Raw genomic sequence first — 13,474 nt, 5'->3', positions numbered from 1 at the left:
AGCATGCAACCTTCGACCTTCCGCCGCGCCGCCGTGGCGCTGGCCGCCGCCACCCTCGCCTTCGCCGCCCAGGCGCAGGGCTACCCCGCCAAGCCGCTCACCTGGATCGTGCCCTTCGCCGCTGGCGGCCCCACCGACGCCATGGCGCGCGACATCGCGCAGCGCACCAGCACGCAGCTGGGCCAGCAGATCATCATCGAGAACACGCCGGGCGCCGGCGGCACCATCGGCAGCGCCAAGGCGGCGCGCGCGCCGGCAGACGGCTACACCTTCCTCGTCGGCCACATGGGATACATGGGCGCCGCGCCCTCGCTGTACAAAAAGCTGGCCTACGACCCGGTGAAGGACTTCGACGCCGTCTTCCGCTTCCCCGACACGCCCCTGGTGCTGCTGGTGGGCAAGAACTCGCCGTACAAGACGGCCGAAGACCTGATCGCCTACGGCCAGCAGAACCCGGGCAAGCTCAACTTCGGCAACGCCGGCGTGGGCTCCACCTCGCACCTGGTGGCGGCGCTGTTCGCCAGCCGCGCGAAGGTCGAGATCACCTCCGTGTCGTACAAGGGCGCGGCTCCGGCCATGACAGATCTGGTGGCAGGCCAGGTCGATGCGATGTTCGACCAGACCAACACCGCCCTGCCCCAGTTGGCCGGGGAGCGCGTGCGCGCCGTGGCGCTCACCTCCGACAAGGCCATGCCGCAGTTCCCGGGCGTGCCCCCGCTGGGCCAGAAGGTGATTCCCGGCTTCGAGACCGCCACCTGGTACGGCATCTACGCCCCCAAGGGCACGCCGCGCGAGGCCATCCAGAAGGTCTACCAGGCCTACACCAAGGCCCTGGCCGACAAGGCCTGGACCGACAGGATGGCCGCGCAGGGCATCCGCATGCTGCCGGACGACCAGTACACGCCGGACGCCTTGGCCAGACACACCGCCACCGAGGTGGAGCGCTGGCGCAAGGTGGCGGCCGAGGCCAGGATCTCGCTGGACTGACCGCATGGGCGCCGCCACCCGCACCGAGCACGACGCCTTCGGGCCGGTCGAGATTCCCGCTGACCGCCTGTGGGGCGCGCAGACCCAGCGCGCGCTCGCGGTCTTCGACATCGGCGAGGAGCGTTTTCCGGCCTGCCTGCTGCACACCTTCGGCCTGCAAAAGCAGGCGGCGGCCCGCGCCAACCGCCGCCTGGGCACGCTGGACGCCCTGCGCGCCGACGCCATCGAGGCCGCCGCCGAGGAGTTGCGCACCGGCCTGCTGGATGCGCACTTTCCGCTCACCATCTGGCAGACGGGCTCGGGCACGCAGACCAACATGAACGCCAACGAGGTGCTGGCCAACCGCGCCAACCAGCGCCTGGGCCAGCCGCCGGGCACGCGCAGCCCGGTGCACCCGAACGACCACGTGAACGCCTCGCAGTCGTCCAACGACACCTTTCCGACCGTGATGCACCTGGCGACGGCGCTGGAGCTGCGCGACCGCCTGGTGCCCGCGCTCGCGCTGCTGCAGTCGCGCCTGCAGGAGCGGGCCACCGCCTTCGCCGGCGTGCTGAAGATCGCGCGCACCCACCTGATGGACGCCGTGCCCATGACGCTGGGCCAGGGCTTCGACGCCTTCGCCCACCAGGTGGGCCATGGCATCGACCGGCTGCACGCCACCCTGCCCCGCCTGTGCCTGCTGGCGCAGGGCGGCACCGCGGCCGGCACGGGGCTGAATGCGCCGCCCGGCTTCGACGTGGCGTTCTGCGAGGAGGCCAGCGCGCTGGCCGGCATGGCCTTCACGCCCAACCCGAGCAAATTCGAGGGCATGGGCGCGCACGATGCGCTGGTGGAGGTGTCCGGCGCGCTGAACGTGGTCGCCGCGTCGCTGGCCAAGATCGCCAACGACCTGCGGCTCCTGGGTTCGGGCCCGCGCTGCGGCCTGGGCGAGCTGCGCATCCCGGACGACGGGCTCACCTCGTCGATCATGCCGGGCAAGCGCAACCCGACCATCGCCGAGGTGGTGGCGCAGGCCGCCTGGCAGATGATGGGCAACCACACCACCATCACGCTGGCCGGCGCATCGGGCCACTTCGAGCTGAACGTGGCCAAGCCAGTGCTCATCCACAACCTGCTGCAATCCATCCGCGTGCTGGCCGACAGCGCCCGCGTGTTCGCCGAGCGCCTGGTGCAGGGCATCGAGGCCGACACCGACCGCCTGGCCGCCAACGTGGACAACGCCCTGCTGCTGGCCACCGCCCTGAACCCGGTGCTGGGCTACGACCGCGTGGCCCGCATCACGCGCGAGGCCATGGAACGGGGCATCACGCCGAAGGCCGCCGCCGTGGCGCTGGGGTTTCTCACGGGCGACGAATACGACCGAAGGGTGGACGCGCGGGCCATGGCCGGGCGCGGCTGACGGGCACCGAAGGCGCTCCGGGCGGCGGCGCAACCCCGCCCGGACCCCGCCGCCGCTTTCTTCATTTGTGCGTAAAAGTCACTGGTTCTGAGATTTTCAGGCGGTTTATGTCTGGAAAGATTTGCAATACAGTGGGTCGACATCGTGGTGACGGTCCCTGGCGGCCGTTGCCGGTTCGCATCCACCCTTTCCCAGACCCAAGAGACCTCCATGACCGACCGCACCACCGTTCACGGCCTGCAAGTGGCCACCTCCCTGCACCGCTTCGTCGAAGACCGGGTCCTGCCCGGCACGGGCGTGGACAGCGAGGCGTTCTGGAAGGGCTTCAGCGCGCTGGTGTCCGACCTGGCCCCGCGCAACATCGCCCTGCTGGCCGAGCGCGACCGCCTGCAGTCCGAACTCGACACCTGGCACCGCGCCAACCCGGGCCCGGTGCAGAACATGGCGGCATACCGAGCCTTCCTCGAACAGATCGGCTACCTGGTGCCCCAGCCGGCCGATGTGCAGGCCACCACCGCCAACGTGGACGACGAACTCGCCACGCAGGCCGGCCCGCAGCTGGTGGTGCCGATCCTGAACGCACGCTATGCGCTCAACGCGGCCAACGCGCGCTGGGGCTCGCTGTACGACGCGCTCTACGGCACCGACGCCATCCCCGAGACCGACGGCGCCGAGAAGGGCCAGGGCTACAACCCCGTGCGGGGCGCCCGCGTGATCGCGTTCGCCCGCGAGGTGCTCGACCAGGCCGCGCCGCTGGCCCAGGGCACGCACAAGAACGCCGCCGGCTACCGCGTGGAAGGCGGCCAGCTGGTCGTCGCGCTGGAGGGCGGCGGCACCACCGGCCTGCAGGAACCGGCCCAGTTCGTGGGCTACCAGGGCGAGGCGTCAGCGCCTTCGTCCGTGCTGCTGCGCCACCACGGCCTGCACCTGGACCTGCAGATCGACCGCAGCACGCCCATCGGCAAGACCGATCCCGCCGGCGTGAGCGACCTGGTGGTCGAAGCCGCGCTCTCGACCATCCTGGACCTGGAAGACTCCGTGGCCGCCGTCGATGCCGAGGACAAGGTCAACGGCTACGCCAACTGGCTGGGCATCCTGAAGGCCGACCTCACCGAGCAGGTGAGCAAGGGCGGCAAGACCTTCACGCGCGGCCTGAACCCCGACCGCCTGTACACCGCCCCGGACGGCAGCGGCGAGGTGCGCCTGCACGGCCGCTCGCTCATGTTCCTGCGCAACGTGGGCCACCTCATGACCAACCCGGCCGTGCTGTGGACCGATGCGCAGGGCACGCAGCGCGAGATTCCCGAAGGCATCCTGGACGCCGTGGTCACCACCACCATCGCGCTGCACGACCTGCAGGGCAAGGGGCAGGGCGGCATCCGCAACTCGCGCAAGGGCAGCGTCTACATCGTCAAGCCCAAGATGCACGGCCCGGCCGAGGTGGCCTTCGCCAGCGACCTGTTCGGCCGCGTGGAGCAACTGCTGGGCTTGGTCGAAAACACCGTCAAGCTGGGCATCATGGACGAGGAGCGCCGCACCAGCGTCAACCTCAAGGCCTGCATCGCCGCAGCCTCGGCACGCGTGGCGTTCATCAACACCGGCTTCCTGGACCGCACGGGCGACGAGATGCACACCGCCATGCAGGCCGGCCCCATGGTGCGCAAGGGCGACATGAAGGCCAGCGCCTGGATCCAGTCGTACGAGAAGAACAACGTGCTCGTGGGCCTGTCGTGCGGCCTGCGCGGAAAGGCGCAGATCGGCAAGGGCATGTGGGCCATGCCCGACCTGATGGCCGAGATGCTCAAACAGAAGATCGCCCACCCCAAGGCCGGCGCCAACACCGCCTGGGTTCCGAGCCCCACGGGCGCCACGCTGCACGCGCTGCACTACCACCAGGTCAACGTGGCCGAGGTGCAGAAGGAGCTGGAAAAGACCGACGCCAACGCCGAGCGCGACAACCTGCTGACCGGCCTGCTCACGGTGCCGGTCACCGCCACGCCGCAGTGGAGCGATGCCGAAAAGCAACAGGAGCTGGACAACAACGCCCAGGGCATCCTGGGCTACGTGGTGCGCTGGATCGACCAGGGCGTGGGCTGCTCCAAGGTGCCCGACATCCACAACGTGGGCCTGATGGAGGACCGCGCCACGCTGCGCATCAGCAGCCAGCACATGGCCAACTGGCTGCTGCACGGCGTGGTGACCGAAGCGCAGGTGCGCGAAACCTTCGAGCGCATGGCCGCCGTGGTGGACCAGCAGAACGCCGGCGATCCGCTGTACCAGAAGATGGCCGGGCGCTTCGCCGAATCGGCCGCCTACCAGGCCGCGTGCGACCTCGTCTTCAAGGGCGTGGAGCAGCCCAGCGGCTACACCGAGCCCCTGCTGCACGCCTGGCGGCTGAAGGTGAAGGCCGGCGCCGCCGTGCGCTGAACCGGCTCGGCACCTTCCGCCCGGCCGGCACCCCGAGTGCCGGCCACCCCCCCGTCGACGGGGCACCCATCCGGGTGCCCCGTTGTCGTTGGGCGCCCGAAAAGCACGGCTTAACAGGGGTATCCGGGTAAATCCATATGTTCCGGCAATGCGTAAGGGTTTGTAGTTGCGCTGGATCAATGCGGAGAGAATCGCCACCCAACCAAGGGTTTTCCCTAGCCTCACCATGAACCTCCAAAACATTTCCATCGGAAAACGCCTGGGCCTGGCCTTCGGCGTGCTCATCCTCTTCATCGTCACCATGCTGGGCGTGGGCACCTGGAAATTGCAGTCGGTGGCGCAGGAGACGGCTTCGATGATGGCCCTGCCCCTGACCAAGGAGCGGCTCATCTCCGACTGGTACCGCACCATCTTCAGCAACGTGCGCCGCCACAGCGTGGTGGCCCGCAGCACCGACTCCACCCTGGCGCAGCAGTTCGCGGCGGACAACGCAGCGGCCTCCAAGATGTCGTCCGAGCAGCAGAGCCAGCTGTCCAAGCTCATCAGCAGCCCGCAGGAGCAGGCCCTGTTCGACAAGGCCGGCGAAGAGCGCAAGCGCTTCGTCGTCGCCCGCGACGCCATCTACAAGGCCAAGGCCGAAGGCCGCTCGGAAGACGCCGAGCGCATCCTGAACACCGACTTCACCCCCGCGGGCGAGCAATACCTGCAGGCTCTGCAGGCGATGCTGGACTTCCAGCGCGCGCAGATCAACGAATCCTCCGAAGCCGTGCAGGCCAATTACCAGAGCGGCCGGCTGCAGCTGATCGCGCTGGGCGCGCTGGCCACGCTGATCGCGCTGGCGCTGGCCGTGGCGATCACGCGCAGCATCACCCACCCGCTGCACGATGCCGTGACCATGGCCAAGACCGTGGCCACGGGCGACCTCACCGTGTCGTCCGACAGCACCGCGCAGGACGAGACCGGCCAGCTGCTGCGCACGCTGAACGCCATGGGCGAGCAACTGCGCACCGCCGTGGGCCAGGTGCGCCACGGGGCCGAGGGCATCGCCGTGGCCTCCAGCGAGATCGCGCGGGGCAACCTGGACCTGTCCAGCCGCACCGAAGAGCAGGCCAGCGCGCTGCAGCAGACGGCCGCGTCGATGGAGCAGATGACCGCCACCGTGCGCCAGAACGCCGACAACGCGCGCACCGCCAACCAGCTCGCGCAGGCCACCTCGGACAAGGCCGTGCGCGGCGGCGAGGTGGTGGGCAACGTGGTCTCCACGATGGGCGAAATCCACGCGGCCTCGCGCAAGATCGTGGACATCATCGGCGTGATCGACGGCATCGCCTTCCAGACCAACATCCTGGCGCTGAACGCCGCGGTCGAGGCCGCCCGCGCCGGCGAGCAGGGCCGCGGCTTCGCCGTGGTGGCGGGCGAGGTGCGCACGCTGGCGCAGCGCAGCGCGGCGGCGGCCAAGGAGATCAAGGGCCTGATCGACGACTCGGTGCAGCGCGTGGACTCGGGCAACCGGCTGGTGGAGCAGGCCGGCGAAGCCATGCGCGAGGTGGTGGACGGCGTGCGCCGCGTGACCGACCTCGTGGGCGAGATCAGCGTGGCCAGCCAGGAGCAGACCACCGGGCTGGAGCAGGTCAACCAGGCCATCTCGCAGATGGACACGGTGACGCAGCAGAACGCGGCGCTGGTCGAAGAGGCGGCCGCGGCCACCGGCTCGCTGGAATCGCAGACGGCGCAACTGGTGCGTGCGGTGGCGGTGTTCCGCGTCGGCAACGCCGACGGCGCCGGCCCGGCGCCCGCGGCAGCGCGCCACGCGCCGGCCCTCGCGCGCTGACGCGAACGGCCGGTGGCCCATGCCCGGCGCGGGCTCCGCCGGGCAATCGATTGCTATTTAATTAATAGCACAATGCCCTAGAAGAATATGCGCCGGAAGGCATTTTTACCCATTCCCCTGTGCGGCACCCCGCCGCACTGGCGCGGTCTACACTGGCGCCTTGCCCCGACGCCATGACCGCCGCACCGCCCTCCCCCGCCCCGCTGGACCCGTCCCGCTGCCCCCTGTGCGGCGGGCGCAACCAGTGCGCCATCGAAGCCGGCGCCCCCGCCGCGGATTGCTGGTGCATGGCGGCCGACGTGTCCGCGCAGGCCCTGGCGCAACTGGCCCCCGGCCAGCGCGGCACCGCCTGCCTGTGCCCCCGATGCGCGGCCGGAACGGGCTCCGCGCCACAGGGCGCGGCAACCGGCGCGCCGATATGATGGCCGCTCCCTTTTTTGAACTCCTTGAAGGACCGACATGCCGACGTACCACATCGAAATGATGGAAGGCCGCACCATCGAACAGAAGAAGAAGCTGGTGGAAGAGATCACCCGCGTGTCGGTGGAAATCCTCGGCGGCTCGCCCGACTCGGTGGACATCCTCATCACCGACGTCAAGCGCGAGAACTGGGCCACTGGCGGAAAGCTCTGGTCCGAGCGGACCTGATCCGGCCGGCACCTGCCCGATTTCCGCCCGATGACCGGTCCCGGCTCCACCGCCCTGCTGCGCGAACGGTACGGCGAGCGCTACCGCTGGCTGCTCCTGCTGTCCGTGATGGTCGGCACGATGGCCTCCATCATGTCGTCGACCATCGTGAACGTGGCCATTCCCGACATGAGCCACTACTTCACGCTCGGCCAGGAACGCGCGCAGTGGGTGTCGTCGGGTTTCATGGTGGCCACCACGGTCGCCATGCTCACCACCCCCTGGCTGCTGGCCCGCTTCGGCTACCGCGCGACCTACGTGGGCGCCATGGTGCTGCTGCTGGTGGGCGGCATCGGCGGCGGCGTGGCCAGCCACTACGGGCTGGTGCTGGCCGCCCGGGTGCTCGAAGGGCTGGCCGCGGGCGTGGTGCAGCCGATTCCGGCGGTCATCATCCTCTACGCCTTCCAGCCGCACGAGCAGGGCCGCGCAAGCGGCATCTTCGGCATGGGCGTGGTCCTGGCCCCAGCCATCGGCCCGAGCATCGGCGGGCTGCTGGTGGACTGGTTCGGCTGGCGCTCGATCTTCTTCATGGTGGTGCCGTTCTGCATCGCCTCCATCGCACTGGCCTACCGGTTCGTGCCGGTCAGCAGCCCCGGCGGCGCCGTTGCCGGCCAGTCCGGCAACGCGCTGGACTGGCGCGGGCTGGTACTGGGCGCGGTCGGCACGCTGTGCCTGCTCAACGGCCTGGTGGCGCTGCACGGCGGGCCGGGCCTGCAGGCCGGCGCGCTGCTGCTGGCGGCCTTCGCGGCCCTGGCCGTCTTCATCGCGTGGCAGCGCCGGCAACTGGCGCGCGGCGCCACGCCGCTCATGGACCTGCGCCTTTTCGAGTACCGGCAGTTCGCCATGGGCAGCATCGTGGCCTTCATCTACGGCACGGCGCTCTTCGGCTCCACCTACCTGCTGCCGGTGTTCATGCAGTTGGGCCTGCAGCTGTCGGCCTCGCACGTGGGCACCATCATGCTGCCGGCGGGCATCGTGCTGGCCATCACCATTCCCATCGTGGGCCGGCTGGCAGACCGCCACCCCACGCACTGGCTGGTGGGCACGGGCCTGGCGCTGCTGGCGATCTCGTTCGCGCTCATGGTGCTGGTCGATCTGACCAGCGGGCTGTGGATGCTGGTGGTGTTCGCGGTGCTGGGGCGCATCGGGCTCGGGTTCATCCTGCCCTCGCTCAACCTGGGGGCCATGCGGCCGCTGGCCAAGCCGCTCATCGCGCAGGGCTCCAGCGCCATCAGCTTCGTGCGCATGCTGGGCGGCGCAGCCGGCGTGAGCCTGTGCGGGATCGTGCTCGAATGGCGCATCGCCGCGCATGGCGACTCGCTGCAGAACGCGGTCAGCAGCCCGGCGCGCATCGCCGCCTTCGGCGAAACCTTCCTGCTGCTCACCGGCCTGTGCCTGCTGGCGCTGGTGGCCGCGTGGCAGCTGCGCGCGCCCAAAGCCGCAGCGCCGGGCCGCTAAGCCCGATCCCGTCCCTGGCCTTCCGCCCTTCGTCCTTTTCCTTCTTTTCTCCCAAAGCCCATGTGCCAGTTGCTCGGAATGAATGCCAACACGCCGACCGACGTGACGTTCAGCTTCACGGGGTTCGCGCAGCGTGCCGGCAACACGGCGGATCATTCCGACGGCTGGGGCATCGCGTTCTTCGAAGACAAGGGCCTGCGCCATTTCGTGGACCACCAGCGCGCGGTGGACTCGCCCGTGGCCGAGCTGATCCGCCGCTACCCCATCCAGAGCCGCAACGTCATCGCCCACATCCGCAAGGCCACGCAGGGCAGCGTCTCGCTGCAGAACTGCCACCCGTTCGTGCGCGAGTTGTGGGGCCGGTACTGGGTGTTCGCGCACAACGGCGACCTGAAGGACTTCCGCCCACGGCTGCATTCGCACTTCCACCCCGTGGGCACGACGGACAGCGAGCATGCCTTCTGCTGGATCATGCAGGAGCTGGCCAAGTCCCACGCGGGCGTGCCCAGCATTGCGGAGCTGACCATCACCCTGCGCGAACTGGCCGCGCGCATCGCCCCACACGGCACGTTCAACTTCCTGCTGTCGAACGGCCAGGCGCTGTGGGCGCACGCCTCCACGCAGCTCTACTACATCGAGCGGCGCCACCCTTTCTCGCAGGCACGCCTGTGCGACGAAGACCTGCGCATCGATTTTTCCGCCCACACCACGCCGCAGGACCGCGTGGCCGTCGTCGTGACCGCGCCGCTCACCAGCGATGAGCAGTGGACCGCTTTCCAGAGCGGCGAGTTGCGGGTGTTCGTGGACGGGGCCTGCGCCACGCCGTAGCGCGCCGGCACGGCGGGCGTGGCATCAGCCCAGCGGTTTCCACACGGGCGGTTCGGGGTCGGGATAGAACGGCACGCCGCCCCGCCCCGCCGGCTTGAACATCGCCTCCCGCTGGCGCTGGCGCTTGATCTCCCGGGGCTTGGCTTTATCGGAACACTGGCGGTGCGAACGGGACATGGACGGACCTCGCAAAGGTTCTGGGAATGACCGGATTACCGCACCGCCCGCGGCCGCCCCCGTGTGGGACGGCGCCCTCGCGCTGCATCGGACGGGCTCCCCGTGGGGAACGAACGGGGCCGGCGAAGGGCGCTTCCGGCCCCCTCCTACAGCCTGCGGCAATGCGATTGGTTACACCAGAGGCCTGACCCCGGAACCGCAATGAACGCCTCGACCCTTTTTCGACTCGCCAAGAAATCCTGCCAGGCCTGGCTCGACGACTACGCCCCCAGCATGGGGGCCGCCATCTCTTACTACACCGCGTTCTCCATTGCGCCGCTGCTCGTCATCGTGATCTCCATCGCCGGTGCCGTGTTCGGCCAGGACGCGGTGCGCGGCACCATCGAAGGACAGATCTCCGGCCTGGTGGGGCGCGACGGCGCGCTCGCCATCCAGGGCCTCATCAAGAGCGCCCGCGAGCCCACAGAAGGCATCATCGCCAGCACCATCAGCCTGGTGCTGCTGGGCATCGGCGCGACCACGGTGTTCGGCGAGATCCAGAGCGCGCTCGACCGCATCTGGCACGTGCCGGAGCCCGCCAAGCCGAGCGGCATCTGGGGCCTGCTGCGCGCGCGCTTCCTGTCGTTCGGTCTGATCCTGGGCCTGGCCTTCCTGCTCATGGCCTCGCTCACCGTCAGCGCCGCGGTGGCGGCGGCGGGCACCTGGCTCGGCGCGCTGATGCCGGGCTGGGAGCTGATGCTGATGGGCATCAACACCCTGCTGTCGATGAGCATCAGCTGCGTGCTGTTCGCGATGATCTTCAAGTTCATGCCTTCGGTGCCGATCGCCTGGCGCGACGTGTGGGTGGGCGCCGCGGTGACCGCCGTGCTGTTCGAGGTGGGCAAGGTGCTGATCGGCCTGTATGTGGGCAAGGCGGGCCTGAGCTCGACCTATGCCGCCGCCGGCGCCATCGCGGTGGTGCTGATCTGGGTGTATTACGCCGCGCAGATCTTTCTGCTGGGCGCGGAATTCACCAAGGTGTATGCGGCCGAGCACGGCTCGCATGCCGCCGCCCCCGAGGCCTTGCTCGACCCGGTCGAGCCCCGCAAGGGCGGGGCCGACGCCAACTCGGCGCTCACGCCCGTCACGCCTTTGCCCGCGCCCGCCATGCAAGCGGCTCCGGCAGCGCCCTTGTCCACCGGCGCCCTGGCCACCACCGTGGCCCTGCTGGCCGCGCGCGTGGCGCTGTCGTTGTGGCTGGAACGGCGTGAAAAGCGCGACGCGTTGCGCAGGCGCCGCTGATGCGGCAGTAACGCCGGACGCGAATCGGAAGGAATGGAAAAAGAGGGAGAACCCAGTGCGTTGTCCGGCACTGCGGCGATCATCGATGGTGCGGCTGGCGGGGATCGAACCCACGACCCTTGGCTTCGGAGGCCAATACTCTATCCACTGAGCTACAGCCGCACAGCGGGCCATTGCGGCCCGATCAGTCGGCGATTATGGCACGGCCCTCGCGGCGTGCGGGCACACGTCCCGCAAAGAGCAATCCTGCAGCCAGTCCGGCAGCGGGGGCAGCTCCAGGCCCAGCCCGCGCAGGTAGGCGTCCACCGAGGCACGGCCGGTGGCCGGGAGGTCGAAATTGGCGCGGTTGAGGATCCAGCCCTGCAGCAGCCCTTCGAAGATCGCCTGCAGGGCGATGGCCGCGATCTGCGGGGGCATGGGCAGCTGCACCTTCTGGCTTTCGGCGGCCAGGCGCAGGTCGTTGGCGAGCTGCTCGCGGAAGGCGCCGCAGGCGGCGATGTGCCGGTCGCGCACGCCCGCCAGTTCCTCGACGTATTCCACCCGGAAGAAAGCGATCTCGAAGACACGCTGCATGCGCTGGTCCTGCGCCAGGTTGCGCAGCACCAGGTCGATCACGCCACGCATGCGCTGCAGCGGCGCCATGTCTTCGTTGCTCTCGCATTCGCCGTTGGCGCGCTCCAGCGGCAGGGTGACGCGCTCCATCATCGCATTGAACAGGTCGACCTTGTCCTTGAAGTGCCAGTAGATGGCGCCCCGCGTGGCGCCGGCGGCCTGCGCGATCTCGTTGAGCGACGCGTGCGACACACCCTTCTGGTAAAAGACCTGCTCGGCCGCATCCAGCAAACTATTGCGTGTCGCAACGGCGTCTTCTTTGGTGCGTCGGGCCATGGGGCATGTCTCCTTTTGTGTTCGATGTCCGCGTTTTTCTGGCATTGCCCACCCCGTGGAAAGGGCGGCGCCAGCGCTCCGCAGCAATTATACATTCATGTTTGTATGTATAATCGCGCACCGAATTCAAGGGCCATCTGCGTGGTTGATGCCGATCAAAGACATCTCCGTGCCTGCATGGCCTTTTCAATCAGCGCATTTCCGGAAGGACTTTCATGCTTCGCCTCAGTGACGATCTTGGCGTTTCCGCTGCCGCCCTCCCCCCCGCACGCCGGGTCGTGGCCCTTTGCCTCAGCCTGGTCGCCGCCACCGTCCTGGTGGCCTGCGGCAAGAGCGAAGCCCCGGCCCAGGCCGGTGGCGGCGCCCCTCCCCCGCCCCAGGTGGGCGTGGTCACCGTGGCGCCCGGCGACGTGGGCCTCGTGACCGAACTGCCCGGCCGGCTGGAGGCCTCCCGCGTCGCCGAAGTGCGTGCACGGGCCGCGGGCATCCTGCAAAAACGCCTGTTCACCGAAGGCAGCGACGTGAAGGCTGGGCAAAAGCTCTTCGCCATCGACGACGCGCCCTACCGGGCTTCGCTGGAAAGCGCCCGGGCGAGTGTGGCGCAGGCCGATGCCAACGTGGCACAGACCCGCGCGCTGGCCGAGCGCTACAAACCGCTTGTGGCGGTCAACGCGATCAGCAAGCAGGAATACGACAACGCCGTCGCCTCGCAAAAGACCGCCGAAGCCAACCTCGCCGCCGCCCGCGCCTCCGTGACCACGGCACAGATCAACGTGGGCTACGCGGCCGTGACCGCCCCCATTTCCGGCCGCATCGGCCGCGCGCTGGTGACCGAAGGCGCGCTGGTGGGCCAGGGCTCGGCCACCGAGCTGGCGGTCATCCAGCAGATCGACCCGCTGTACGTGAACTTCACGCAGTCCGCCTCCGAAGCACTCAAGCTCAAGGCGGGCCTGGCCAGCGGCAAGTACAAGCAGGCCGGCAAGGGCTCGGCCAGCGTGAGCGTCGTGCTGGAAGACGGCAGCCTCTATCCCCAGACCGGCAAGCTGCTCTTCACCGACCTGACGGTGGACCCGACCAGCGGCCAGGTCACGCTGCGCGCCGAGATCCCCAACACCGACCGCCAGCTGCTGCCGGGGCTCTACGTGCGCGTGCGCCTGGAGCAGGCCCAGGTGGCCGGCGGCGTGCTGCTGCCGCAGCAGGCCGTGACCCGCTCGGCCAAGGGCGACACCGTGATGGTGGTGGGCGCGGACAACCACCTCACGCCGCGCCCCATCAAGCTCGGGCCGGCCCAGGGCACGAACTGGGTGGTGCTGGAAGGCCTGCAGACGGGCGAAAAGGTCATGGTGGACGGCTTCCAGAAGCTGCCGCGCGGCAAGCCCGGCGATCCGATCGTGGTGCAGCCCGTGGCCTGGCAGGCCGGCGGCGCTGGCGCCGCGGCGCCCGGTGCGCCCGCCTCTGCGGCGGCTCCCGCCGCGTCCGCCGCTTCCGCTGCCGCCCCGGCCAAGCCATAA

At 69.4% G+C, this 13,474-nt stretch carries 12 protein-coding genes and 1 tRNA gene; 10 read left to right on the top strand and 3 right to left on the bottom strand.

Going from position 1 to position 13,474, the window contains the following annotated elements; translation table 11 throughout:
- Nucleotides 1–3 precede the first annotated feature (3 nt).
- From AVME950_RS18895 to AVME950_RS18860, 8 genes are all read left to right on the top strand, one after another.
- Nucleotides 4–987 carry a tripartite tricarboxylate transporter substrate-binding protein gene (locus tag AVME950_RS18895; protein ID WP_284430994.1) on the top strand — a complete coding sequence of 328 codons (984 nt, stop codon included), beginning with the start codon at nt 4–6 and terminating at the stop codon, nt 985–987.
- Between the two features lie 4 nt (nt 988–991).
- A complete protein-coding gene (locus tag AVME950_RS18890) occupies nt 992–2,386 on the top strand; it encodes a class II fumarate hydratase (protein WP_284430993.1) in 1,395 nt (464 codons plus the stop codon).
- Nucleotides 2,387–2,596: 210 nt separating this feature from the next.
- A complete protein-coding gene (locus AVME950_RS18885; RefSeq protein ID WP_284430992.1) occupies nt 2,597–4,813 on the top strand; it encodes a malate synthase G in 2,217 nt (738 codons plus the stop codon).
- A gap of 226 nt (nt 4,814–5,039) precedes the next feature.
- Nucleotides 5,040–6,644, top strand: coding sequence for a methyl-accepting chemotaxis protein (locus AVME950_RS18880; protein ID WP_284430991.1), 1,605 nt, complete (start codon nt 5,040–5,042; stop codon nt 6,642–6,644).
- 173 nt (nt 6,645–6,817) lie between these two features.
- Nucleotides 6,818–7,066, top strand: a complete 249-nt coding sequence (locus AVME950_RS18875) for a cysteine-rich CWC family protein (protein ID WP_284430990.1) — start codon at nt 6,818–6,820, stop codon at nt 7,064–7,066.
- A 37-nt stretch (nt 7,067–7,103) separates the two neighbouring features.
- Nucleotides 7,104–7,292 carry a 4-oxalocrotonate tautomerase gene (locus tag AVME950_RS18870; protein ID WP_272549570.1) on the top strand — a complete coding sequence of 63 codons (189 nt, stop codon included), beginning with the start codon at nt 7,104–7,106 and terminating at the stop codon, nt 7,290–7,292.
- 30 nt (nt 7,293–7,322) lie between these two features.
- On the top strand, nt 7,323–8,789 hold the full coding sequence (locus AVME950_RS18865) for a DHA2 family efflux MFS transporter permease subunit (protein WP_272565741.1): 1,467 nt from the start codon (nt 7,323–7,325) through the stop codon (nt 8,787–8,789).
- 60 nt (nt 8,790–8,849) lie between these two features.
- Complete coding sequence (locus tag AVME950_RS18860; protein ID WP_284394422.1) at nt 8,850–9,617, top strand: class II glutamine amidotransferase; 768 nt, start codon at nt 8,850–8,852, stop codon at nt 9,615–9,617.
- A gap of 24 nt (nt 9,618–9,641) precedes the next feature.
- Here the strand turns inward: AVME950_RS18860 and AVME950_RS18855 are convergent, their stop codons facing one another.
- A complete protein-coding gene (locus AVME950_RS18855; RefSeq protein ID WP_272565744.1) occupies nt 9,642–9,794 on the bottom strand; it encodes a hypothetical protein in 153 nt (50 codons plus the stop codon).
- A gap of 201 nt (nt 9,795–9,995) precedes the next feature.
- Between AVME950_RS18855 and AVME950_RS18850 the strand changes: the two genes are divergently transcribed.
- Nucleotides 9,996–11,075 carry a YihY/virulence factor BrkB family protein gene (locus AVME950_RS18850; protein WP_284406666.1) on the top strand — a complete coding sequence of 360 codons (1,080 nt, stop codon included), beginning with the start codon at nt 9,996–9,998 and terminating at the stop codon, nt 11,073–11,075.
- A gap of 86 nt (nt 11,076–11,161) precedes the next feature.
- Here the strand turns inward: AVME950_RS18850 and AVME950_RS18845 are convergent.
- Together AVME950_RS18845 and AVME950_RS18840 are read right to left on the bottom strand one after the other, a co-directional pair.
- A tRNA-Arg gene (locus AVME950_RS18845) sits at nt 11,162–11,237 on the bottom strand.
- Nucleotides 11,238–11,270: 33 nt separating this feature from the next.
- A complete protein-coding gene (locus tag AVME950_RS18840; protein WP_284394426.1) occupies nt 11,271–11,963 on the bottom strand; it encodes a TetR family transcriptional regulator in 693 nt (230 codons plus the stop codon).
- A gap of 215 nt (nt 11,964–12,178) precedes the next feature.
- Between AVME950_RS18840 and AVME950_RS18835 the strand changes: the two genes are divergently transcribed.
- Entirely contained in the window at nt 12,179–13,474 is a 1,296-nt protein-coding gene (locus AVME950_RS18835) for an efflux RND transporter periplasmic adaptor subunit (protein WP_284430989.1), read from the top strand.

Origin of the sequence: Acidovorax sp. SUPP950 (assembly GCF_030158935.1) — a bacterium.
Taxonomy (GTDB): Bacteria; Pseudomonadota; Gammaproteobacteria; order Burkholderiales; family Burkholderiaceae_C; genus Paracidovorax.
This window is presented reverse-complemented; position numbering and strand designations above follow the sequence as displayed.